At 58.9% G+C, this 23,712-nt stretch carries 18 protein-coding genes; 12 read left to right on the forward strand and 6 right to left on the reverse strand.

Features of this window, described 5'->3' with window-relative positions:
* Positions 1-11 precede the first annotated feature (11 nt).
* A complete protein-coding gene (locus QP982_RS01695; protein WP_049194136.1) occupies positions 12-1,667 on the reverse strand; it encodes a mechanosensitive ion channel family protein in 1,656 nt (551 codons plus the stop codon).
* A gap of 360 nt (positions 1,668-2,027) precedes the next feature.
* Between QP982_RS01695 and QP982_RS01700 the strand changes: the two genes are divergently transcribed.
* From QP982_RS01700 to serA, 5 genes are all read left to right on the forward strand, one after another.
* Positions 2,028-3,938, forward strand: a complete 1,911-nt coding sequence (locus tag QP982_RS01700) for an acetolactate synthase large subunit (protein WP_069358810.1) — start codon at positions 2,028-2,030, stop codon at positions 3,936-3,938.
* Between the two features lie 34 nt (positions 3,939-3,972).
* The gene (gene ilvN, locus QP982_RS01705; protein ID WP_048735338.1) at positions 3,973-4,476 is read left to right on the forward strand and encodes an acetolactate synthase small subunit; all 504 of its coding nucleotides are present in this window, start codon (positions 3,973-3,975) and stop codon (positions 4,474-4,476) included.
* 53 nt (positions 4,477-4,529) lie between these two features.
* Positions 4,530-5,546, forward strand: a complete 1,017-nt coding sequence (gene ilvC / locus QP982_RS01710) for a ketol-acid reductoisomerase (protein ID WP_049194075.1) — start codon at positions 4,530-4,532, stop codon at positions 5,544-5,546.
* A gap of 281 nt (positions 5,547-5,827) precedes the next feature.
* Positions 5,828-7,552, forward strand: coding sequence for a hypothetical protein (locus QP982_RS01715; RefSeq protein ID WP_049194074.1), 1,725 nt, complete (start codon positions 5,828-5,830; stop codon positions 7,550-7,552).
* A gap of 238 nt (positions 7,553-7,790) precedes the next feature.
* Positions 7,791-9,386 carry a phosphoglycerate dehydrogenase gene (gene serA / locus QP982_RS01720; RefSeq protein WP_049190146.1) on the forward strand — a complete coding sequence of 532 codons (1,596 nt, stop codon included), beginning with the start codon at positions 7,791-7,793 and terminating at the stop codon, positions 9,384-9,386.
* Between the two features lie 122 nt (positions 9,387-9,508).
* Here the strand turns inward: serA and scpC (QP982_RS01725) are convergent, their stop codons facing one another.
* Positions 9,509-11,011, reverse strand: coding sequence for a succinyl-CoA:acetate CoA-transferase ScpC (scpC, locus tag QP982_RS01725; protein ID WP_070833681.1), 1,503 nt, complete (start codon positions 11,009-11,011; stop codon positions 9,509-9,511).
* 151 nt (positions 11,012-11,162) lie between these two features.
* A complete protein-coding gene (locus tag QP982_RS01730; RefSeq protein ID WP_284870121.1) occupies positions 11,163-12,239 on the reverse strand; it encodes a GTP-binding protein in 1,077 nt (358 codons plus the stop codon).
* Positions 12,240-12,528: 289 nt separating this feature from the next.
* Between QP982_RS01730 and scpC (QP982_RS01735) the strand changes: the two genes are divergently transcribed.
* From scpC (QP982_RS01735) to QP982_RS01745, 3 genes are all read left to right on the forward strand, one after another.
* Positions 12,529-14,043 carry a succinyl-CoA:acetate CoA-transferase ScpC gene (gene scpC / locus QP982_RS01735; RefSeq protein ID WP_049172107.1) on the forward strand — a complete coding sequence of 505 codons (1,515 nt, stop codon included), beginning with the start codon at positions 12,529-12,531 and terminating at the stop codon, positions 14,041-14,043.
* A 201-nt stretch (positions 14,044-14,244) separates the two neighbouring features.
* Positions 14,245-15,774 (forward strand): HNH endonuclease signature motif containing protein, encoded by a 1,530-nt coding sequence (locus tag QP982_RS01740; protein WP_284870122.1) that lies wholly within the window; start codon positions 14,245-14,247, stop codon positions 15,772-15,774.
* 68 nt (positions 15,775-15,842) lie between these two features.
* Entirely contained in the window at positions 15,843-16,859 is a 1,017-nt protein-coding gene (locus tag QP982_RS01745; protein ID WP_101687711.1) for a 3-isopropylmalate dehydrogenase, read from the forward strand.
* Positions 16,860-16,887: 28 nt separating this feature from the next.
* Here QP982_RS01745 and QP982_RS01750 read toward each other — a convergent pair whose 3' ends face one another.
* Complete coding sequence (locus QP982_RS01750; protein WP_070652916.1) at positions 16,888-17,541, reverse strand: mycothiol transferase; 654 nt, start codon at positions 17,539-17,541, stop codon at positions 16,888-16,890.
* A 61-nt stretch (positions 17,542-17,602) separates the two neighbouring features.
* On the opposite strand from QP982_RS01750, the gene QP982_RS01755 reads away from it, so the two are divergent.
* The 3 genes from QP982_RS01755 (at position 17,603) to QP982_RS01765 (ending at position 20,926) form a co-directional block, all read left to right on the forward strand.
* Positions 17,603-19,477, forward strand: a complete 1,875-nt coding sequence (locus tag QP982_RS01755; RefSeq protein ID WP_049190131.1) for a DUF294 nucleotidyltransferase-like domain-containing protein — start codon at positions 17,603-17,605, stop codon at positions 19,475-19,477.
* 7 nt (positions 19,478-19,484) lie between these two features.
* Entirely contained in the window at positions 19,485-20,072 is a 588-nt protein-coding gene (locus QP982_RS01760; RefSeq protein WP_048735364.1) for a 3'-5' exonuclease, read from the forward strand.
* A gap of 65 nt (positions 20,073-20,137) precedes the next feature.
* Positions 20,138-20,926, forward strand: coding sequence for a fumarylacetoacetate hydrolase family protein (locus QP982_RS01765; protein WP_049172137.1), 789 nt, complete (start codon positions 20,138-20,140; stop codon positions 20,924-20,926).
* A gap of 40 nt (positions 20,927-20,966) precedes the next feature.
* Here the strand turns inward: QP982_RS01765 and QP982_RS01770 are convergent, their stop codons facing one another.
* Both QP982_RS01770 and QP982_RS01775 read right to left on the reverse strand, forming a co-directional pair.
* A complete protein-coding gene (locus tag QP982_RS01770; protein WP_284870123.1) occupies positions 20,967-22,199 on the reverse strand; it encodes an isochorismate synthase in 1,233 nt (410 codons plus the stop codon).
* A gap of 56 nt (positions 22,200-22,255) precedes the next feature.
* Positions 22,256-22,978: an SDR family oxidoreductase gene (locus tag QP982_RS01775; protein ID WP_284870124.1), complete on the reverse strand. Its 723-nt coding sequence runs from the start codon at positions 22,976-22,978 to the stop codon at positions 22,256-22,258.
* Here QP982_RS01775 and QP982_RS01780 point away from each other — a divergent pair.
* Positions 22,977-23,690 (forward strand): TIM barrel protein, encoded by a 714-nt coding sequence (locus QP982_RS01780; RefSeq protein WP_284870125.1) that lies wholly within the window; start codon positions 22,977-22,979, stop codon positions 23,688-23,690. The genes QP982_RS01775 and QP982_RS01780 overlap by 2 nt on opposite strands.
* Positions 23,691-23,712 lie beyond the last annotated feature (22 nt).

Below are 23,712 nucleotides of genomic sequence, written 5' to 3' on the forward strand. Positions count from 1 at the left end.
GCGGTTGCGCGTTATTGCGTATCAGCGGAGTTCGGTTCCGCGTTGTTAGTGGAGTCTGTCGACTGTGATCCGCCAGAGCTCTCGTTGTCGGTGTTGCTCTGGTCAGAGTCCGGCTCGGTGGAGGTGGCGGTCGAAGGTGCGCGGTTCTGCGTGCTCTGAGGCTGCTGTGAAGTCTCGGACGGCTGATTCTGTGATGTCTGAGTCTGCTGTGAAGTCTCGGTGGGCTGCACACTCTGTGTGGTACTAGTCGGCTGGTTCGATGACTGCGGAGCTGACGACTCTTCCGAGTCCTCTTCCTGTGTCGTTACCCGATCGCTCCACCTGCTCGGTGCCAGCCATCCGGACGGACCATCCTCGGTCTCGACCGTCAGCAGATTCAAAACGCCGAGGACAATTAGGGTTGCCAAGAGCATGATTGTCGAAACGCGAGCACGTCCACCTGCAGAGAGGATTCGCTGGATCTTCTGGCGCGTCGTGAGCGTCTTCCAGTCAGGGTGGCTAACCAGCTTGCGGATGGCGTTGTTGCTTCCGCTGTCCTCCTGCTCGCGTCGAGCATCATCGAGGTCAGCACCCGCATGCGGCAGGTCGGATCGCTCGTTCCCGTCTTGCTTATCGACGGTCTGAGTTTCCATCAGTTTGGTTTCTGCGGTATCCGGCTGGGCAGTAGCGTCCGCTACCGCTTCGACAACTTCGGTTGGAGCGCTGTCGCCGTCGTCAAGCTGTTGTTTTTGCCCCTGCTTGGCATCGGCCTGCCTGAGCTGTTCGATCATCGTGTCATCGCGGACATGACCGGTGATTTCTTCGGCGGGAGCAAACGGGGTCTGTTGGGCGCGCTCGCCGTAGTCATTCCACCAAGTGTCGATGACGGCGGCGCGGATGGCGCGTTCGATGAGCCATTGGTCGCCCGGTTTGCAATCGACAATCAGGCGCATAGTGACGGTCCACGGCAGGCCCATAACCGTTGGCGGATTGAGTTCTGTGGAGGACTGCAATTTGATCTCAGAGAGAACTGCGTCCTTGACGGAGTTCAGTGCGATGGCACGCTTGGCGGCGGCGACAGTGCGCTCTTCCAAATCCTTAATGGAGCCACCGGCGGTCATCGGTACGGGAACTTCAACAACAGCACGGGACCACTGTGAGGAGTAGTTGATACACATGCGTGCCTCGGAGTTCGGCACGATGATTTCCTCGCCGTTTAGGGTTCGGATGGTGGTGGCGCGCAATGTCATATTGACCACGTCACCCTGCACGGTGCCCGAAGGGGCATGGAACTCAACCCAGTCGCCAATGCCGTACTGCTTCTCGGCGATGATGAACAGTCCGCCAAGGAAGTCGGCGATGACTCCCTGTGCGCCAAAACCAACAGCGGCGGAAACAACCGTCGCGGGGATAGCGGCGGCGGTCAGTGAGATTCCGAATTTCGACAGAATCGCGATGATTAAGACGAAGTATGCAATGACTTCGACGATGTAAACCACAGCGCCAATCAGTGCGCGCCGTCCCTTGGACTGCTCCTCTGAAGAGGAGATGTTTCCGTCCGCAATTGCCAGAACGAAACGTCGGATACGGGGAACAAGAATTAGCAGAATGGCCAGACATGCGATGGCAAGGCCGTTATTGGCCACCCATTGCCATGTCCGTAACAACATGTATTGCAAGAATTCCATGCCATCCACCGTAGGTCGTTCGCCTTAATATGCGCTGAGTTTAAAGGTAAAGAATTATGCATAAAGACGAGCTTTGGACTTGGGGCTTGCGGGGCTCGGGCGTGTAGGGCTCGGGTGTGCAGGCTTGGGTGTCCCCGGGGTCGTGGTCGGGGAGTTTCTGGGTAGAGTGATTCCCAAAGTTGGGGCGGGGTTCTCGTTGGAATCGGGTGGGTGCTCGGGGTGTGATACGGATGGCGTGTCCAATTGACGGGATTGACTTCTCACTATGTGGACGTTAGGGTTGTAGCCAACGCCACATTCGTAGCTTCTTTGCGTGAATGTGTGTTGAGTAGTTGCCCACCATGATCCAGGAGCGAAATCGTGAACGCGCACGAGCAGCACACCCCATCGCCCGCCCAATTCGCGGCTAAGGCGCGCACCAGCGCCCCCGAGCGAATTTCTGGTGCACAAGCCATTGTCCGATCCCTTGAAGAGCTTGGTGTCGAGGTAGCCTTCGGTATTCCCGGTGGTGCAGTGCTTCCGCTCTACGATCCGATTTATGACTCGGAAAAGCTCCGTCACGTCCTCGTGCGTCACGAGCAGGGAGCTGGCCACGCTGCCACTGGTTACGCGCAGGTTTCCGGCAAGGTTGGTGTCTGTATCGCGACTTCCGGCCCGGGTGCTACTAACCTGGTTACCCCGCTCGCGGATGCTCAGATGGACTCCGTTCCGGTTGTCGCTATCACTGGTCAGGTCGGTCGCCCGCTGCTGGGTACTGACGCTTTCCAGGAGGCTGACATCCGCGGTGTGACCATGCCGATTACGAAGCACAACTTCATGGTCACCGAAGCTGAGGACATCCCGCGCGCGCTCGCTGAGGCATTCCACCTGGCTTCTTCTGGTCGTCCAGGTCCGGTTCTGGTCGATGTCCCGAAGGACCTCCAGAACACGATGATCGACTTCACCTGGCCACCGGAGATCAACCTGCCGGGTTACCGTCCGGTGACAACCCCGCACCAGCGACAGATCGACGAAGCCGCTGAGATGATTGCTGCGGCAAAGCGTCCGGTGCTCTACATCGGTGGTGGCGTCATTAAGGCCGATGCTTCCAAGGAGCTGGTCGAGTTCGCCGAGCAGACTGGGGTTCCGGTCGTGACCACGCTGATGGCTCGCGGCGCATTCCCGGACTCGCACCCGCTGCACATGGGTATGCCGGGCATGCACGGCAAGGTGTCAGCCGTCGCTGCTCTGCAGAAGTCCGACCTGCTCATCACTATTGGCGCGCGTTTCGACGACCGTGTTACCGGTGATCTGAATTCCTTCGCGCCGAACGCGAAGGTAATCCACGCCGACATTGACCCGGCAGAGATTGGCAAGCTCCGCGAAGTTGATGTTCCCATCGTCGGCGATGCCCGCGAGGTCCTTGCCGCACTTAGCGAGTCCTACACCAAGCTCGGTCTTAGTCGCCCGCAGATTGCCGACTGGCTGAAGCTTCTCGACGGTCTCCGCGACGAGTTCCCCCTCGGGTGGGAAGAGCCCGCTGATGGTGCAATCGCTCCGCAGTTTGTAATTCAGACTCTGTCCGACATCGTTGGTCCAGAGGCCATCTATGCCGCTGGCGTCGGCCAGCACCAGATGTGGGCAGCGCAGTTCGTCCAGTACGAGAACCCGCGCACCTGGCTTAACTCCGGTGGTGCCGGCACGATGGGCTACTCAATCCCGGCTGCGATGGGTGCCAAGGCGGCTGCTCCAGAAAAGGAAGTCTGGGCCATCGACGGTGATGGTTGCTTCCAGATGACCAATCAAGAGCTGACCACCTGTGCAATGGAAGGTTTTCCCATCAAGGTTGCCTTGATTAACAACGGTAATCTGGGCATGGTTCGTCAGTGGCAGACGCTGTTCTACGATCAGCGCTACTCCAACACCAAGCTGCGCCCGGAGGATAACTCCTACCTGCCGGACTTCGTCCAGCTCTCCGAGGGGCTTGGCTGCGTGGCGATCCGCGTGACCAAGAAGGAAGATGTCGCGGCGGCGATTAAGAAGGCACGCGAGATTAATGACCGACCGGTGGTTATTGACTTCATTGTCGGTGAGGATGCTCAGGTGTGGCCGATGGTGGCAGCTGGCAAGTCCAATGATGAGGTCGAATACGCCCGCGGTCTGCGCCCGCTGTTCAACGATGAGAATTCAGCAGCTGAGGCCCCGGCTGACATCCACGGCACTGTTGTGGACAACGCCGAGGACGCCGCGAAGCAGCCCGACGCTAACCACCCGTCCATGAAGACCCGCTAATCGGGATCCGAAGCAACAGGAAGTGAGTCCCAAAATGGCTGAACTGCACACTCTATCCGTGTTGACCCTCGATGAGCCGGGTATTCTGGTCCGCATTGCGGGCATGTTCACCCGTCGAGGTTTCAGCATCCAGTCGATTACCTCGGGTGAAACTGAGACCGAGGGAGTCAACCGCATCACCGTCGTGGTTGAGACGGAGACGCTGCCGATCGAACAGATCACTAAGCAGCTGAACAAGCTGGTGCCCGTGCTGAAAGTGGTCCGCCAGCCCCCAGAGACCATGGTGTCGCGCGGACTGCTGATGGTGAAGGTTTCCTGCGACAACACCAATCGTCCGCAGGTAGTCGATGCCGCCAATCTCTTCCGTGCCCGTGTGGTGGACGTTTCTCAAGAGTCTGTCATCATTGAGGCGACGGGTGAGCGCTCGAAGCTTGTAGCCCTGCTGGAGGTCCTCGAGCCGTTTGGTATCCGTGAGCTCATTCAGTCCGGTACCGTCGCAATGGCACGTGGGCCGAAGCCGATGCTCCAGGCCCGCTAACAACTAAACGCTAAGATTTTTAACGAATCCGATTCGAAAAGAGGCTAACTTTAATGGCTATTGAACTGCTGTACGACGACGATGCTGATCTGTCCATCATCCAGGGACGTAAGGTTGCCATCCTGGGCTACGGTTCCCAGGGCCACGCTCACGCTCAGAACCTGCGCGAGTCCGGTGTCGAGGTTGTTATCGGTCTGCGTGAAGGCTCCAAGTCCGCTGTGAAGGCTCGGGAAGCTGGCTTCGAGGTTAAGTCCAACGCAGATGCCGCTGCATGGGCAGACGTCATTATGGTGCTGGTTCCGGACACCACCCAGGCAAGGGTTTACAGCGAGGACATCGAGCCGAACTTGAAGGACGGCGACGCGCTGTTCTTCGGCCACGGTCTGAACATCCACTTCGACCTCATCAAGCCGGCTGACAACATCACCGTCGGTATGGTTGCTCCGAAGGGCCCGGGTCACCTGGTTCGTCGTCAGTTCGTCGATGGCAAGGGCGTTCCGTGCCTGATTGCCGTTGACCAGGACCCGAAGGGCGAGGGCCGCGACCTGGCTCTGTCCTACGCTGCAGCTATCGGTGGCGCCCGCGCTGGCGTTATCCCGACCACCTTCGAGGCAGAGACTGTGACCGACCTCTTCGGTGAGCAGGCTGTTCTCTGTGGTGGCACCGAGGAACTGGTCAAGGTCGGTTTCGAGGTTCTGGTTGAAGCTGGCTACGAGCCGGAGATGGCATACTTCGAGTGCCTGCACGAGCTGAAGCTGATTGTTGACCTGATGTTCGAGGGCGGTATTGCCAACATGAACTACTCGGTCTCCGACACCGCTGAGTTCGGTGGCTACCTGTCTGGCCCGCGCGTTATTACCGCTGATACCAAGCAGCACATGCGCGAGATTCTGTCTGACATTCAGGACGGCACCTTCACCAAGCGCCTGATTGCCAACGTCGAGGGCGGCAACAAGGAGCTCGAGGACCTGCGCGCTTCCTACAACAACCACCAGATTGAAGAGGTCGGCTCCAAGCTGCGCGACCTGATGAGCTGGGTTAAGGTCGACGCTCGCGCTGAGACTGCCTAAGTTTGTTGCTTAAGCGAATCCCTCGCTTGTTCGCGAAGTAGGGCTTCATCACTGAGCTTCACCGCCGTGATGAGGCCCTTTTCGTATCTCTCTCACTAGTATTCTTTCACTGAACCGTGTGGGGTAGACGTGTGGAATAAACGTCTGAGCCAAAAGCAACTACTGCCAAACGGGTGTAGCCCCAGTCCTATCCGGGGTTCTAATCTGGGTTGAAAGGTCTCCCTCAACAAAGACGTTCGATAGTCTAATCGTTGAAATCAAATCATTTCACGGAGGTAAATGTGCGAGTATCCGCAATGACGCGGCGCGTGACGGCAACCGTTGCCCTGACGGTCAGCCTGGCGTTGGGGTCAAGCGCCTTGGTCGCGTGTGGAAATTCCGACAGCGCTGTTTCCACGAAGAAGGTGGACGCTGAATCGACGGTGCTTAGCGACGACATCGCAGCGTCGGAAAGCCTGATCGACAGTTCGGAAGCGGTTGTCGTTTCCTCGGCAGGCTCTGCTGAGCAGCGTAGGGCGGCAGGCATCGCGGTTGCTGCTGGTCTGCCGATGCTAGTGGCTGGTTCTGCCGAAGATGCGGAAGATGACAGTACCGCCAAGAGCCCGAAGAAGGATGCTCGTGGCCGTGATACCGGCGCCGATATCGCCGATGTGGAAAAAGAGATTGACCGCCTGGGCGCAAAGACAGTCCTTACTGTGGGGGCAGTTGACCTGACTGGGGAAGAGGGCCGTCAGATCATTGCGGATCCGGGTACGACCGATGGCCTTAAGGAGCTCGTCGGTACCGAGTTTAAGGTTCTCAAGGAGACGGAGTCGAAGCCGACTCGCGCTGTCGTTGAGATGGATCCGGAGAAGCCAACTGTCGTCGAGGGCGATGCAACGAAGGATGGGGCAGCCAACCAGGAGGCTCAGGATCGCGCCAGCGATGGGCAGGACGACAAGGGACAGGAGAGCGTCACCCTGCCGAAGGGATCTCCGAAGGAGGTCAAGGACACATTGGCACTGGCCGCACCGGGTACCGGTTTGGCCTCCATTGCTACGGCCCGTGCCGCTGGCCTGAAGGTCAGTTGGTTGCCGGTGGGCGACGCGCGTGCTACCTCTGAGTCGATTTCCGCTGCTCGCGACGGCGAGTCCCTGATTGCTCTGGGTAAGGTTTTCGGCGATAAGGACAAGTTTGATCAGTCCATCGAGCTTGCCAAAGATGACAAGGTTAAGGAGCTGCCAGGTGGAGGCACACTGCTGTTCCCCGGTCGTCATCTGATTGCAACGTATGGTCACCCAGGTGTCGCTCCATTGGGCGTGATGGGCGAGGATGATCCGGAGGATGCCGTCGCACGTGCGAAGGACTACGTCAAGCAGTACGAGAAGTTCGCTGATGACCCGGTACTGCCGGCCTTCGAGATTATCGCTTCGGTCGCGCAGGCTGACCCGGGTCCACGCGGTGACTACTCCGAGCCAGCTCCGGTTGAGACTCTGAAGCCGTACGTCGAGGCCATGACCAAGGCCGGCGGCTACGTCATCATCGACCTGCAGCCGGGTAGTGCAGACTTCCTGGACCAGGCCAAGTTCTACGAAGAACTGCTGAAGATGCCAAACGTCGGTCTGGCGCTGGACCCGGAGTGGAAGATGGAACCGGGGCAGGTTCCGGCGACCCAGGTTGGTCACGTTAAGGCTGAAGAAGTCAACCGCGTTGCTGATTGGCTGGCTGAGCTGACTCGTAAGAACAACCTTCCGCAGAAGATGCTGATGCTGCACCAGTTCCAGCTACAGATGATTCGCGACCGTGAGACGCTGGATCTGTCGCACCCGGAGCTCGCATTCGTTCTGCATGCCGACGGCCATGGCACCGCGCAGGAGAAGTTTGAGACCTGGAACGTCATGCTGCAGGATTTGCAGCCGGAGATTTTCGAGGCGTGGAAGAACTTCATCGACGAGGATCAGCCGATGTTTACTCCTGAGGAGACCATGAACATCGAGCCGCGTCCGTGGTTGGTTACGTACCAGTAGGTTATAGACCAGCAGAAATAAAAATATAACGCGAAATATTTGCCGACTTGAATGTCGGGGGCAACGGCGCTTACTCCCTAAACAAAGGGTAGTAAGCGCCGTTTTGCTTAGGTAAGTCCCCCCGTGTCTCACCCCCAGAGTTTATGATGAGACGTAATGCGCGTGCACGCTTTAGTAGTTTTCTTAAGTGACACCGCACATACTGCATAAACTTTTCGAGACAAACCAGGAGATGCTTGTGAGCCAGAACGCTCGCCCCGTTGTCCTCATCGCCGACAAGCTGGCACAGTCCACTGTGGACGCATTGGGGGATTCCGTTGAGGTCCGTTGGGTAGATGGCCCGAACCGCGCTGAGCTCCTGGCTGCGGTTGGTGATGCTGACGCACTTCTCGTCCGCTCCGCTACCACCGTGGATCAGGAAGTCCTCGAGGCTGCTCCGAATCTGAAGATCGTCGGTCGCGCCGGCGTTGGCCTGGATAACGTCGACATCGATACCGCTACCAAGCGCGGCGTCATGGTTGTCAACGCTCCGACCTCTAATATTCACTCTGCATGTGAGCACGCAATCGCACTGCTGCTGGCCACCGCTCGCCAGCTGCCGGCTGCGGACGCGTCCCTGCGTGAGGGGGAGTGGAAGCGCTCTTCCTTCAAGGGTGTCGAAATCTTCGGCAAGACCGTCGGTATCGTCGGTTTCGGTCACATCGGCCAGCTGTTTGCGCAGCGTCTCGCTGCTTTCGAGACCAACATCATTGCGTACGATCCGTACGCGAACCCGGCTCGTGCTGCTCAGCTCGGTGTCGAGCTGGTTGAGCTGGAAGACCTGATGGCTCGTGCTGATTTCGTGACCATCCACCTGCCGAAGACCAAGGAAACCGCTGGCATGTTCGATGCTGAGCTCCTGGGCAAGGCCAAGAAGGGCCAGATCATCATCAACGCTGCCCGCGGCGGTCTCGTCGACGAGCAGGCGCTTGCCGACGCAATCAAGGCTGGCAACATCCGCGGTGCTGGCTTCGACGTGTACGCGACCGAGCCGTGCACGGATTCCCCGCTGTTTGGCCTGCCGGAAACTGTTTGTGCTCCGCACCTGGGTGCCTCCACCGTCGAGGCGCAGGACCGTGCAGGTACCGATGTCGCTAAGTCCGTGCTGCTGGCCCTGGCTGGCGAGTTCGTCCCGGATGCAGTCAACGTTTCCGGTGGCGCTGTCGGCGAAGAGGTGGCCCTGTGGCTCGAGCTGGCTCGTGAGCTGGGTCTGGTTGCTGGCGGTCTGCTCGAGGGCGCTCCGGCTGCTGTTGAGGTCACCGCTCGCGGTGAGCTGCACACTGAGGACGTTAACGTTCTGGGTATGGCAGCAATCCGTGGACTGTTCTCTCTCATGGTGGAAGAACCGGTCACTTTCGTCAACGCTCCGCGTATCGCAGAAGAGCGTGGTGTGACCTTCACTGTCGAGACCGAGCCGGAGTCCGTCTCTCACCGCTCCGTACTCGAGGTCAAGGTCATCGGTGCTGATGGCTCCACCGCTACCGTCGTTGGTGCTCTCACTGGCCTGAACCGCGTCGAGAAGATTGTCCGTATCAATGGCCGCGGCATCGACATGCGCGCTCAGGGCCGTAACCTCTTCCTGCTGTACAACGACGTTCCGGGCGCTCTGGGTCGCGTTGCTACCACCCTGGGTGAGTCCGGCATCAACATCGAGGCTGCTGCTCTGTCTCCGCAGGAAGCAGATCAGACTGCCATCCTGGTGCTGCGCGTTTCCAAGGAGGTTCCGGAGGAGCTCGTCGGAAAGATTACCGAGGAGATCTCCGCTACCCACGCTCTGCAGCTCGAGCTGGACTAGTTCTGAGCGCCTAGGCGTTTTAGAGCTAGTCTCTAGCGCAGCTTCTACTGCATGAAAAAATCCCCTCCGCATGGAGGGGTTTTTTGTTTCCCAGCTGATCTATGCAGCCGTAGCCCTACTGCCTAGCCCTTCATCGAGCCCTTCTCAATCATGTTGACGTGGAAGTCGAAGGCAGTGCGCAGATCGTGCGGGGTCGACATACCCGGAGCGGTCTTCAGCGCGCGCTCGTAGTACTCCTCCAGCAGTGGCTGGTACTCCGGGTGTGCAACGGAAATCATCTTAGCCACGCGGTCACGCGGTGCCAGGCCACGCAGGTCAGCGAAACCGCGCTCGGTGATGATGACCATGGCGTCGTGCTCGGTGTGGTCAATGTGCGAAGCGAACGGAACGATAGTCGAAATCGCACCGTCCTTCGCCAGCGACGGCGAGATGAACGAGGAAACGAAGGCGTTACGGGTGAAGTCACCGGATCCACCGATGCCGTTCATCATGCGGCTGCCGTTGATGTGGGTAGAGTTGACGTTGCCGTAGATGTCGGCCTCAATCATGCCGTTGGTGGCAATCAGACCAACACGGCGGACAACCTCCGGGTGGTTGGAGATCTGCTGCGGGCGCAGGATGATGTTCTTGCGGTAGCGAGCAGCCTCGTTGTTCATGCGCTCGGCTGCTTCCGGAGACAGGGAGAACGAGGTAGCCGAAGCGACGGTCATCTTACCTGCGTCAATCAGGTCAATCATGCCGTCCTGAATAACCTCGGTGTAGGCCTTGATGTTCTCGAACTTGGAGTCCAACAGACCCGCCATCACAGCGTTCGGCACGTTACCGACGCCCGACTGCATGATGTACTGGTCGTAAGCCAGGCGACCCGCGCGAACTTCGCCCTCGAGGAAATCGAGGAAGTGGCCAGCAATGGCCTTCGAGGTCTCATCCAACGGCTTGAACGGGGAGTTGCGGTCCGGCGCGTTGGTCTCGACAACTGCGACAACCTTGTCCAGGTTGATGTCGATGTAAGGGGTACCAATGCGATCACCCGGGGCATTAATCGGCACCGGCGTGCGGTTAGGCAGGTGCTGAATGCGGTAGATGTCGTGCATGCCCTCGAGTTCCTCGGACTGCCACGAGTTGACCTCAATGATGATCTTGTCAGCGTTGTCCATCCACTCGACGTTGTTGCCAACGCTTGACGACGGAATGAGGTGTCCATCTTCCGTAATACGAGTGACCTCTACAATTGCGGCGTCAATCGGCAGGAAGCCCTGCTCGATGTACAGCGCGGAGTGGGAGAGATGGATGTCCTGGTACTTTGCCTTGCCGGAGTTGATGGACTTACGCAGTGCCGGATCTCCCTGGTACGGCATGCGGTAGCGGATGATGTCAGCTTCTGCCATCACGCCGTCACAGTCCGGGGCGGTGGAAGCGCCGGTGTAGATGTCGACAGCGAATTCTTCACCCTTGGCGTGGAGTTCCTTGCCGCGGTTTGCCAGCGCAGTCGGCAGAGCCTTCGGGTAGCCAGCACCGGTGAAGCCAGAGATGCCGAGGGCATCACCATGATTGATAAACTGTGCAGCCTCGTCGGCGGTCATTACCTTGCCGCGCAAACCGGCATGTGCGATGCGATCAGACATGTCATCTCCTAGATAGACTGTTCGACTTTAGTTTTGTCGCCTAACCTAGCATGCGCTAACAGTGTGTTGCCACACCCGCAGGTTGAGAAGTGATTTATGACACTCTGATCGCTTCAGCGGGTCGTTTATCGGCGCTCTTCCAGGGGCTTTGTTACAGCAATTCCCGCACTTCTTCGTCGGTCAGCATGGCATCCTCGAACGCTTGCAGTGTGGCCTCTGGGTTAAATTTCACACCGATGAGTACGACCTCATTGGATGGTGGGACATCGGTCTGCGCCCACATGACGGCAGGGGTGATTTTCAGGTTCGGCCCCGCCTGACTCCACACGTGGGCGACTTCGAGGCGGTCGGAAATCCAGCAGTGCCCCTTGGATCGTACGAGCCCCTTTGTGCCGCGGAGAGCCTTGATTAGTCGTTCGCGGTCGAAGGGTCGATTGCCTCGGAAAACAACCGAAGAAATGCCGTATTCTTCAGTCTCCGGCGTGTGGGGATTCGCAAGCTCTTCTGCATATCCGTGGAAAGTGGCCGCGGTACCTTCGTCGTAAAGCGATGCGTCGAGAATGGCAGAGGTGGCGATTTCGCCGTTAGTCACGCGGACGATGCGTGCGCGGGGGTTCATTGCGCGGATCGTTTCCTCGGTACCGCCGGTGAGCTTTTCGCCGGCGAGGTCGGATTTGGTGATGAGGATGAGATCGGCGAATTCCACCTGGTCGACGAGGAGGTCGGCGACCGTGCGTTCGTCGTCAGGCAGTGCGCGTCCCTGGCGGAGACTGTCGAGGAATGTAGAGGCGTCGACGAGCGTGACCATCGTGTCGATGGGGGCGATGTCGGCGAGGCGACGGCCGTCGTCGAATTCCCACTCGAAGGTAGCGGCGACTGGCATGGGCTCGGAGATGCCGGTGGATTCGATGACGATGTGCTCGAACTTGCCGCTGCGCGCGAGCTTGCCGACGTTTTCAACGAGGTCATCTCGCAGCGTGCAGCAGATGCAGCCGTTGGACATTTCGATGAAACGGTCCTCGCCGCGCTCGAGATATGTGCCTTGCTCGATGAGGGCGGCGTCGACGTTGACTTCCGAGAAGTCGTTGACGATGACCGCGGTTTTGCGCCCCTGTGAGTTTGCCAGGAGGTTGTTGAGGAGGGTGGTCTTGCCGGCGCCCAGGAATCCGGACAGGACGGTGACGGGAGTGGTCTCGGTGGTGCTATCAGAAAATTCGGTAGAAGTCACCCGACAAGATTAACGTACTGAAAATGATTATCAATAACTACTGTGTGAATTGGGCTAGGCAAGGGGTTGTAAATGTGTCGTATGGCTGATTGTTGGCCAGTTGTGACGTAGGGCATAAAACGGTGTTGTAGTCGGTTTTAGTGTCGCGTGAAGTGTGCCTAAAATGGGGGCGCTTTCGGGCATCTGAATGAATGTCGCTAACCGCTTCGTTGATAGGGTTGGGGGTGTGCTTTGGTGTTCGAAGCACTACCCCCGATAGTCGCGTTGGGGGATATAGAAAGGTGAATTCATGTCAGATCGTATTGCCCATGCTGGTCTCAAATCCAAGGTGATGACCGCGCAGGAGGCGGCGCAGTTCATCAACCACGGAGACATGGTGGGCTTTGCCGGATTTACCGGTGCTGGCTACCCGAAGGTTGTCCCGCCGGCTCTCGCTGAGCGCATCGAGGCCGCTCACGAGCGTGGCGACGAGTTTAAGATTAAGGTCTTGACCGGCGCGTCTACCGCTCCGGAACTTGATGGTGCGCTGGCGAAGGCCAATGGTGTTGAGTGGCGTATGCCGTACCAGTCCGACCCGGGAATGCGTAACCGTATCAATGCAGGCGATGCCTTCTATAGTGATATTCACCTGTCGCACTCTGGCCCGATGACTGAGCAGGGCTTCTTTGGTCCGGTCAATGTTGCCGTGGTCGAAGCTGTTCGCATTAAGGCCGATGGCTCCCTGATTCTTTCCTCTTCGGTTGGTAACAGCATTTCTTACCTCAATGCTGCAGAGAAGATCATTATTGAGGTCAACTCCTGGCAGTCCGAGGATCTCGAGGGTATGCACGACATCTACAGTGTCGGCCTGCCTCCGAACCGTAAGGAGATTCCGATTGTGAACCCGGGGGACCGCATCGGTACTCCGGATGTTCAGATCGATGTCGATAAGGTTGTCGCTGTCGTCGAGACGAACGCCGAGGACCGTAACTCGCCGTTCAAGCCGCTGGACGATGACTCTAAGGCCATTGCCGGCTACCTGCTCGACTTCCTCGATGGGGAGGTCAAGGCTGGTCGTCTGCCGGAGAACCTGCTGCCGATGCAGTCGGGTGTCGGTAACATTCCGAACGCCGTTCTCGCAGGTCTGCTCGACTCCAAGTATGAGAACCTGACCTCTTTTACTGAGGTTATCCAGGACGGCATGGTTGATCTGATGGATGCTGGCAAGCTGACCGTGGCTTCCGGTACTGCATTCTCGCTGTCTCCTGAATATGCAGCTCGTATGAACGAGAATGCCGCTGACTACCGTGAGAAGATCGTTCTGCGTCCGCAGGACATCTCCAATAACCCGGGTCTGGTCCGCCGCATGGGGCTGATTACCACCAACGGCATGATTGAGGCTGACATCTACGGCAACGTCAACTCCACGCACGTAGCTGGTTCGCGCATGATGAACGGCATTGGTGGTTCCGGTGACTTCACCCGTAACGCCTATATCTCCACCTTCGTGTCGCCGTCGCTGGCGAAGAATGGCGATATTTCCGCAATCGTGCCGATGGTCTCTCATGTTGACCACACTGAGCATGACGTGATGGTCATCATCACTGAGCAGGGTCTGGCTGACCTCCGTGGACTGGCGCCGCGTCAGCGTTCCCGTGTTGTCATTGAGAAGTGTGCGCACCCGATGTACAAGGAGGCGCTGCTCGAATACGTTGAGCGTGCTGAGAAGGCCACCCCGTACCTGCATACTCCGCATGACCTGGGTACTTCTTACGACTTCCACCGTCGTTTCCTCGAGAACGGTTCGATGAAGCCGGTCGACTAGGTTTCTAGTGCGGTTCCCGCTTTACGACGAAGTTTGCGTCGTAGGGCGGGATTTTCTTTCAGCCTCGGTTCGAAATAGGGTTCGAATAATGTGGAGATTTTTGGGGTGCGCAGCGGTTTGAATCCGGGGTGGGGGATATGGTGTGGGCGAATTGATAAAGAACTGTTCGTTAGGGGACCTCGTTAGGGAGGGGACAGTGCAATGTCAGAGTTGGAATCGTGTGGGGAATTTCGGTTCAGCCATGAGGTGAGGGCTCATTCGCTCGCTGAAGTGATGCGCGAGATTAATCGTCTGCAGATGGTTATCGCTCAGCGGGTCGCACCACCAGATGATGGCGATGTCGAAGCTCATTTGGCTTATTGGTCGGTGGTGCTTGGAATCTCACGCGCCGAAGTGAACAAATATATGGAAATTGGCTACATGCTTGGACGTATGCCGCAACTAGCGGAAATGTGTCAGGAGCGCGGGCATTTGTCGATGAGGCATTTAGCAATGCTTGGTAAACATACCCGGCCTGTGGCTGATGACAAGGTTGACGCGGTGGAGTCGGGTCTCGTGGACGTCGTTAAGCCTAGGCGCGACGGGGAGGCGCTCCGTGGCGTGCGTGCGATGGCAACGCGGGTGCAGCGAGTGATTGGTGAGTGTGCTCCGGAAGTGCGGCCACGTGATGTGGATGTCGCTGGGTTGCAGGCTGATAGGGTCCTGGCCCGGAATGTGGAGGCGACCGTAGATGCTGCAATTGATGCGGCGGCATACCAGGTCGAGGCGGATGGAGAGTCGGCGGATAATCCCGCGGAGTCGGAGGAGGTACGGGAGGTTCAAGCTGCGGCTCTCGACTACTTTGGCGATCGTATGACGGCTAAGGAGTTTGTCGCAGTTGATGAACATGGTGACGCTGGAGTTACGACACTGACTACTGTCCTCGAGCGGCATCATGCAGTGGAAGCCCTTGCAATTATCGACGCAGTGGCTAAGAAGATGAAAGTGAGTCGCGCGGCAGCTTTCATGCATGCGTTACGCGGTACTTGTGAGGTGGAGGTGAATCTGGAACTCTTCCGAGTGCTCTCTCCCGGGGAGGATGGCGAACCGGAAAACACTCCAGTGTGGCTCGCTGGGGCTGGTTGGCTTTCTTCGCTGGTGGCCGAGTCTTGGCTGAAGCGGGTATCGACATTGCGGGTGCTGGGGGATAGTGCGGTTGAGGGGTATCGGCCCTCCGAGTCTCAGCGTGCATTCGTGCGCGCCCGTGATGGTGTGTGCAGCTTTCCTGGGTGCGATGTCCCCGCGGAAAAGTGCGATATCGACCATATTGTGGGATTTGATCACAGCCTTTCCGGTGGTGAGCGGCAAAAGGAAGGGGCCACGCATACAGATAATCTCCATTGTCTCTGTCGACGGCACCACAACCTCAAAACTGCCGGTATGTGGCGAGTTGTTCGAGGTGATGATGGGACCGAAGCCTGGACGTTCCTCTCTTGTGATGAAGGGCCGTTTGCGCAGTCGGAAAAAGAGCACACCGGGCATGGTCGGTATACCTTTGCCTCGCAGACAGAAAAGAAGACTGCTGCGCTATCTGAACACAATGAAAAGCGTCGCAAATTGCATGACAGTCTCCGCGGCCTAGTGGATAAGGTGCGGCGGGATATGGAAAAGGAGAGAGCAGTAGGCGGGGTGGATTGTGAAAACGATGGAGATGGTAAAAATCGCGCAGACAGTGACGGGGGTGAGCGCTAGGTTCTGCTACACTCATTTGTGTCCATATAGTGAGAAGGGTATCTCAAAAAATGACTGAGGCGGGAAAGCTGAAGATCGCCGTCATCCCGGGTGATGGCATCGGCACGGAAGTTACGGCAGAGGCACTGAAGGTGCTCAAGGCTGCTATCGGCGAGTTCGACACCACCGAGTACGACCTCGGCTCGCGTCGCTACTTGCGCAATGGCGAACTGCTTACCGACGCCGATCTCGACTCCCTGCGTGAGCACGACGCTATTCTGCTCGGTGCTATCGGTGACCCGGCGAACGTTCCTCCGGGTGTTCTCGAGCGCGGCCTGCTGCTGAAGATGCGCTTCGCGCTGGATCACCACGTCAACCTGCGTCCTTCCAAGCTCTTCCCGGGTGTCGAGTCACCGCTGAAGAACCCGGGCGAAATTGATTTCGTGGTCGTCCGCGAGGGAACCGAAGGTGCCTACACAGGTAACGGCGGCGCAATTCGCGTCGGCACGCCACACGAGGTTGCCAACGAGACCTCCGTCAATACCCGCTTCGGTGCTGAGCGCGTCGTCCGCTATGCCTTCGAGCTGGCTATGACCCGTCGTAAGAAGCTGACCCTTGTCCACAAGACCAATGTGCTGGTGCACGGCGGCGGTATGTGGCAGCGCACGGTCGATGAGGTCGCTAAGGAATACCCAGAGGTAGATGTCGATTACTCGCACATCGACGCTGCGACGATTTACCTCGTCACTAATCCTTCGCGTTTCGACGTCATCGTCACCGACAACCTCTTTGGCGACATCATTACTGATGAGGCTGGTGCAGTGTCGGGCGGTATCGGCCTGGCGGCGTCCGGTAACATTGACGCCTCCAATACCAACCCGTCCATGTTCGAGCCCGTTCACGGCTCCGCGCCAGACATTGCTGGCAAGGGGATCGCGGACCCGACGGCAGCCATTCTGTCGGGTGCCATGATGCTGCGCCACCTGGGTCGTGAGGAAGACGCCCAGCGCATCGAGGCTGCTGTGGAAGCTGACATGGCTACTCGCGGTAGTGGCCCGATCAAGACCGCTGAGGTTGGCGACCGCATTGCTGCTGCTTTGAAGTAGCGCAGTAAAAAATAGGGGGGGGAGAGGGCTAGGCAATCACAGTTTTGCCATCGACGGTAGTGATGTGAGTCTTACCGTCGGCGGTGTGCTCGATGAAGTCCGACGCATGTCCGACCTGGCGAAGTACATCGATGATGGTGTCAAGGGGGTATGGGGATGAGCTTCCTGCGCCGTTATCGGAATCATCCCCTCCCAGTCCTGCCACTAGCGCATCCCTCGTAATCTCCGCATGTCCCAGGTGCTGAGCCGCCTCGTGGAAGACATGCACGATCACGCCTTCGATGCTGCCGCACCACCAACGGTCCTTATCGGTAGGAATAACAGCAGGAGCACCAGCGCGGTCCGCGCCTTGCAACTCCACCAGCGCGGATTCAATGGCCGCGCGGTCACGGTGGTAAATCTCCAGCCCTTCCGAAACACTGCAATGAGCAGAAAACTCCCCATCGCGATCACGGACATAATCACGCCCAAGGCAGACGCGCTCGAGCCAGAACCTCGCGGATCCGGTCACATGTCGTAACAGCACGGCCAGGGAGTTAATGGCTGGGATGGGGAGGGTTGCGTTGAAGGTGTCGTCGTCAAGCGTCGCGACGAGTGCCGCGAGCTTGTCCATCCTGCCGAGGATGTGGGCGTCGAGCGGCCATTCGGGATTTATTGAAGCGCTGTGTGTGGAATTGGTCATAAGGTCGAGTATTCCCGCAAATCAGTCCTATTGGGAGCAAAAATAGGGGATAATTGACCCCATGACCGTCGAGCTTGCGGAAATCGCAGACTTCCTCAGCCATACTCGCCCCTTTTCGGACCTCAACGATGAAGAGCGCGCGACTATCCCACCGCTTTTGACCATGCGCTATGCCCGTCGTGGAACGGAGATTATCCGGGCGGGTGCGGATAACAACAGCTGTTTCATTATTCGCTCCGGCATGGTGGATCTCTTTGACCCAGCTGGCACGCTGTTGGACAGGCGAGATGTGGGAGATCATTTCGGCTATTCGACGCTGCTGAGCAGTGACCCTTCGCTATACACGATGACGGCAGTGGAGGACTGCGTATTCCTAGTGATCTCCAAGGAGGTTTTTGACCAGCTCAATGAGCAGTTCGTAGAGGTCCGGCGCTATTACGGCGGTGAGAACGCGCGCATTCGCGCAGTGGCATCGAAGCTGCGGAGTACTGCGGCATCGGAGTCATTGCGCACACGGGTTGCGGATCTGATGGAAACATCGCTGGTGACCTGCAGTGCTGATGCGACAGTACAAGAGGCGGCGCAGATTATGACGGAGCGGAATGTCTCCAGTTTGCTCGTAATGGAGTCTGCAGGCGCCAACCAGAGCCCGCTCGTCGGCATCATCACTGACCGTGACCTCCGTCGTCGAGTGCTGGCAGAGGCGAAGCCCGCGGCGACGCTTGTAAGCGAAGTGATGACCGGGAACCCGGAAACCATCAGTCCCGACCTGCTGGTTTTTGAGGCCATGCTGCTGATGGCTGAGCGCGGTTACCATCATCTGCCGGTGCACGACGGGACGAGAGTGGTCGGCATGATTGTCATTGGTGACCTGCTGCGCAGTCTGCACACCGATCCCGTGTACGCGACGGCGACGCTGGCGCGGAAGAGCGATATCTCGGAGATTGCGGAGATTGCTCAGAACGCGCGGCGGATTGTCGGCCGGTTTATTGACCGAGGTGATTCGGGGGAGGAGGTCGCCAAGCTGCTGACTGCCGTGGCCGATGCTGTCACCCGACGCCTGGTTGCGCTGGCGGAGGAAAAGCTTGGGCCGCCACCAGTCAGCTACGCCTTTGCGGTACTGGGTTCGCATGGGCGCGGGGAGATGGGGCTCGCGTCCGATCAGGACAATGCGCTTGTTCTCGCCGACGACTACGACGCCGACGCTCATGCTGACTATTTCGCCGCGCTTAGCGACGAGATTTGCACCAACCTCGACCGAGTCGGTTATCCGCTCTGTCCAGGGGACATGATGGCCAGCAATCCTGCGTGGAGGATGACCAAGTCGCAGTGGCTGCGCACGTTCCACGGGTGGATTACCGCACCGGAGGCGGAGGCGCTGTTACATGCACAGACCTTCTTCGACATGCGAGCGGTAGCGGGCGATGTGCAACTGGTAGAGGAATTGCGCGCGGCCTACCTACCGCTGGCCCAGGGGTCGCAGCGCCTGCACGCGCACTTGGCCAAGCTCTCGGCCTGGCGGGAGCCGCCGCTCGGCTTCTTCCGTGGCCTGGTGCTGGAGAAGGGCGGCGAGCACGCAGAGACCCTGGACATCAAGAAGGGGGGAACTGCTGCTGTGGTGCAGATGGCGCGCCTATTTACTGTGGCGGCCGGGCTGCCGCAGCTGTCCACGCGTGAACGCTTGGCGGCGAGTGCGGGTGCCGGAAGCGTGAGCCGTCAGGGTGCGCAGGATCTGGCGGATGCGTTCGAGTTCCTGTGCACGGTGCAGCTTCATCACCAGCAGGCCCAGTTCAACGCTGGCGAGCAGCCGAATAACCACATCTACCCGAAGCGTCTCTCCAGCCTGGAACGCGAGCACCTGCGCGATGCGTTTGGTGTTATCCGCAAGTTGCAGCAGAGCCTCGGGGCGAAGTATCCCATCCGGGCGATGTCGTGAGCGCGCAATGTTGAAGTTTTTCAAACCCCGCAAGAAACTCTTGGACGCACCTATCCGCGACAATGCTTGGCTCGCGGTCGATGTGGAAACCACCGGTCTGGATCCCTCCAAAGATCAGTTGCTTTCCATCGGTTGGGTTGCCGTCGAAGGCCGCGACATCGTGCTGGAAGAGTCGGGTCACCTTCTCATTCGCCCAGAGCGCGAGGAGGTGAGCGTCGGCGAGTCGGCGACGGTGCATGGGCTTACCGACGACATGGTCGCAACCGGGGTAGAGGCAGAGGTGGCCGTCGGCAAGCTGTTAGAAGCTCTACGGGGACGGAAGCTGCTGGCGCACTACGCGCGGATGGAAGTTGGTTTCCTAGATCCGTTGTGCCGGAAGTACTTCGATGCGCGTTTTGATGTGCCGGTGGCGGACACTATGACACGTGAGTACGACGCGATTCTGCGGGCCAACCGTGAGCCGGTCCGTGATGAGCTGCGGTTGTGGTCACTGTGCGACAAGTACGGCATTCCCCGTTTTAAGGCCCATCACGCGTTCAACGATGCGCTGGCCTGTGCGCTGGTGTGGCTTGCGCAGGAATCCCGCGGAGTTTAGAGCGCAGAGTATAGAGAGTGGGGGTCGTTGCATAATTATCGCAATGTGACGTGTACCCTATTTTTATGCGTATTGCTCGAATCGCCCACCCAGAGGGCATGTGCTTCGCGCTCGTTGAGGGCGAAGGCAGTGAAGTTACTTTGCACGAAATCGAAGGGCACCCTTTCGGTCAGCTGAATAAGACTGGCCGTTCCTGGCCGCTTGCCGACGTACGTCTGCTCGCCCCAATGCTGCCGTCGAAGGTCATCGCTATTGGTCGTAACTACGCTGACCACGTCGCCGAGGTGTTCAAGAAGTCGGCAGAATCGCTGCCGCCGACGATGTTCATTAAGCCGCCGACGGCCGTCATTGGCCCGGAAGCGCCGATTCGCATTCCGGATTTCGCCACCAACGTCGAGTTTGAGGGCGAGCTGGCACTGGTTATTGGTAAGCCGTGCAAGAACGTCAAGAAGGAAAACGCTCACGATGTGATCTTCGGATACACCATCGTCAATGATGTTTCTTCCCGTGACCTGCAGTTTGCCGATGGTCAGTGGGCGCGCGCAAAGGGCATCGATACCTTCTGCCCGCTTGGTCCGTGGATCCAGACGGAGCTGGACTACAACGAGCTGCCGATCAAGGCGCACCTGACTCACGAGGGTGTTACCGAGACCAAGCAGGATTCCAACTCCAACCAGATGATTATGTCCATCCCGGAGATTATCGAGTTCATCACTGCCTCGATTACGCTGCTGCCGGGTGATGTCATCTGCACCGGCTCCCCGGCCGGTACCGCTGCGATGTTCCCGGGTGACCGCATCGAGATTGAGATCCCGGGTATCGGCAAGCTGGCCAACCCTGTGGAGCGGGCTTAAGCTGCCAGGGCTTAAGCTGCTAGGGCCTATGCGCCCTGGCTTAAGCGCCCTTAACTCCAAAAGCGCGGAGTACAGTGCCCATCTTGGCGCTGGTCTCCGTGACTTCTTCTTCTGGGGCGGAGTGCGACACAATGCCGCCTCCGGCCCATAGTCGTGCCACGGACCCCTCAGTGTCGATTTCGGCACAGCGAATGGAGACCACGAACTCACCGTCGCCATTCTCATCGCACCAGCCGACAGCGCCCGAGTAGAAGCCGCGGTTGGTCTCTACGGCCTGAATAACGCCGAAGGCGGATTCCGTCGGCGTGCCACAAATGGCTGGTGTCGGGTGCACCACCAGCGCCAAATCCAGCGCGGACAGCGACGGATCCTTCAACCGACCGCGGATATGCGTGGCCAAGTGCCACATCTCGGCGGTGCTCATCAGCTCGGGGCTGTCCGGAACATCCAGCGAACTGCACAGTGGCGCCAAGTTGTCGGCGATGTCGTCGACGACGAAGGCATGCTCGTCTAGGTTCTTGCGCGAGTCCGCTAAACGACGGGCCGACGCCCGGTCCACCTCTTCATTCCGGGACCTCGGCAGCGACCCGGCCAAGGGAAACGCCTCAACGATGTCACCCGTACGGCGGACCAGCATCTCCGGGGAGGAACCGATGAGCAACTTGCCCTCATAATCGGAACCGGCGGGAGAGAGATCCACGACAAAGCCATCGCGGTTGGGGGATCCGTCGATAAGCCGCGATGCGAGTAGGAGCGGGTCAATCGGGGGATCGATTTCGAGTTCCACAGCGCGCGCGAGCACGACCTTTTCCAGCGCCGAGTACTCGATGGTGCGGATTGCTGCGGCGATGCGCTCAGCGTGCTCATCGAGCGGGGGATCGTAAGCGACGATGCTGGCGTGAGGCTTGGGTGCGTTCCAGCGGTAGTGCGCGGGTGGCTCCAGCGGCTGCGAGGAGCGGATGACTTCCCGGGGAACGGTCAGGGCGGCGGGCTTGTCCAAGTCGAAGGGCAGGGCGCCGACCACCATTTTGTGAATGCCCGAGTGCAGTCCCTCGGCTGCGAGCCAGGGGTCGGAAATCTGCTCTTCAATACCTTGCGTGCGGATGGAGCCGTGCGCACGGGAGAGCAAAAAATCAGGAGCGGTGGTTGGGCGGGACGTGTCCCAGCGCGTCGAACGTTTCGGAGTCGCTGCAGGCTCGTTCGACGGGTGAGACTTTTCCTGCTGCTCTTCTTCGTTTCCGCCGCCCAGAGAGGGGTGGTTTTCCATGGACATAGCCCTAACCCGCCTCCTCAATCTAAACCCAGTTGTGCTCCAGTTTAAGGGGCAGGCTAACCCCTGCCCAAAAAGGGCATACCCGCAGCGGTAATCGTCAGCTGATCGATGACTGCACTCGCCGGCAGATTCGCGGCGTAGAGGAAGGTCTCCGCAGCCTGCGTGGCATCGAACATTGGCTCGCTGCCTGTGAACGTCCCCAATAGGTCAGTCTGCGCATTGCCAATGTCAATGCGCGTTGCCGTAATGCCATACTCGCGTCCGTCCAGGGCAAGCACATGGGTCATTCCGGCAAGCGCGCTTTTCGACGTCGCGTACGCCGCCGTATGGGCTCTCGGTACCTGCGCCGCGATAGAACAATTGACCAGGATTCGGCCGCCCGCTTGCTCTGTCTTCCCCTCGCACCCCGCCTTCATCCGCGAAAAAGCCTCGCGTGCACACAGGTACGAGCCGACCACATTCGTATCGATGACCGCCCGGAAGTCTTCAATGCCGGTCTCTCCGAACTCCGCGGGCGTGCCGGGCAGCCCCGCATTGAGCACTGCAACATCGATGGTTCCCGTAGCCACCTGCGCGTTCTCAAACATCGCACGGACCTGTTCGGGGTCGGTGATGTCACACCTGGAGTAGGTGATGTTGTCCGCTTCGGCGGCAACAGTCTCGAGCGCGTCGATACGCCTGCCGCAGATATGCACGTGCCAGCCATCGGCGGCGAAAGCCAGAGCAATTTCGCGACCAATGCCCGCGCCGCCACCAGTTACTACTACCGTTTTGGTCATGAGCACCATTATTAACTGTTCTACGGTCTACGCACACATGTCCCCGCACGATGCTGTCAACGCCGCGCGTGACGACGGCTACGCGGCCGTGGAATTCTGGTGGCCATTTGACCTCGCAGTGCCCGCACCCGATGAGGTTTCCGCCTTTTGTGACCTCTTTGACGACAGCCTTGGTCTTTATGCCATGAACCTGTGGGGAGGGGACATGACAGCGGGGCAGCGAGGAGTGCTCGATACAGACGGGCTGCCCACGGGGCACCTGGAAGCAGTGAGCCAGATCGCGCGAGCCACGGGGCTGAAATGCTCTAACGTGCTGCTGGGGCGGTCTGGGGAACTGGCGGACCTGCAAGTGCACCGACTGACTGAGATCACTGCCCAGCTGGAGCTCAGCGGTGTCCGCGCGTTGATTGAGCCGCTGTCCGGGATGGACGATTATCCCATTACAGATCCGTGGCAAGCCGAGGAGTTAGCTCAACAGACTGGTGCTGGTGTGCTCGCGGACTTTTACCATTTTGCAGCTAATGGCGTCGACGTGGATGCTTGGCTCACTGAGGTGGAGACTGGAAGAGTGAGCCTGCCGGCGCACGTCCAGATTGCCGATTTCCCAGGCCGCGGCGCGCCGGGCACCGGTGAGGCACCACTGCGCAGCTGGGTTGAGCGGCTGCGCGCCGCCGGATACGCCGGCGAAGTGGCCGGGGAGTGGGCTCTGTAACCCTATGCAAACCCTATGCATG

Source organism: Corynebacterium sp. MSK019 (genome assembly GCF_030232425.1).
In the GTDB taxonomy this organism is placed as follows: domain Bacteria; phylum Actinomycetota; class Actinomycetes; order Mycobacteriales; family Mycobacteriaceae; genus Corynebacterium; species Corynebacterium jeikeium_D.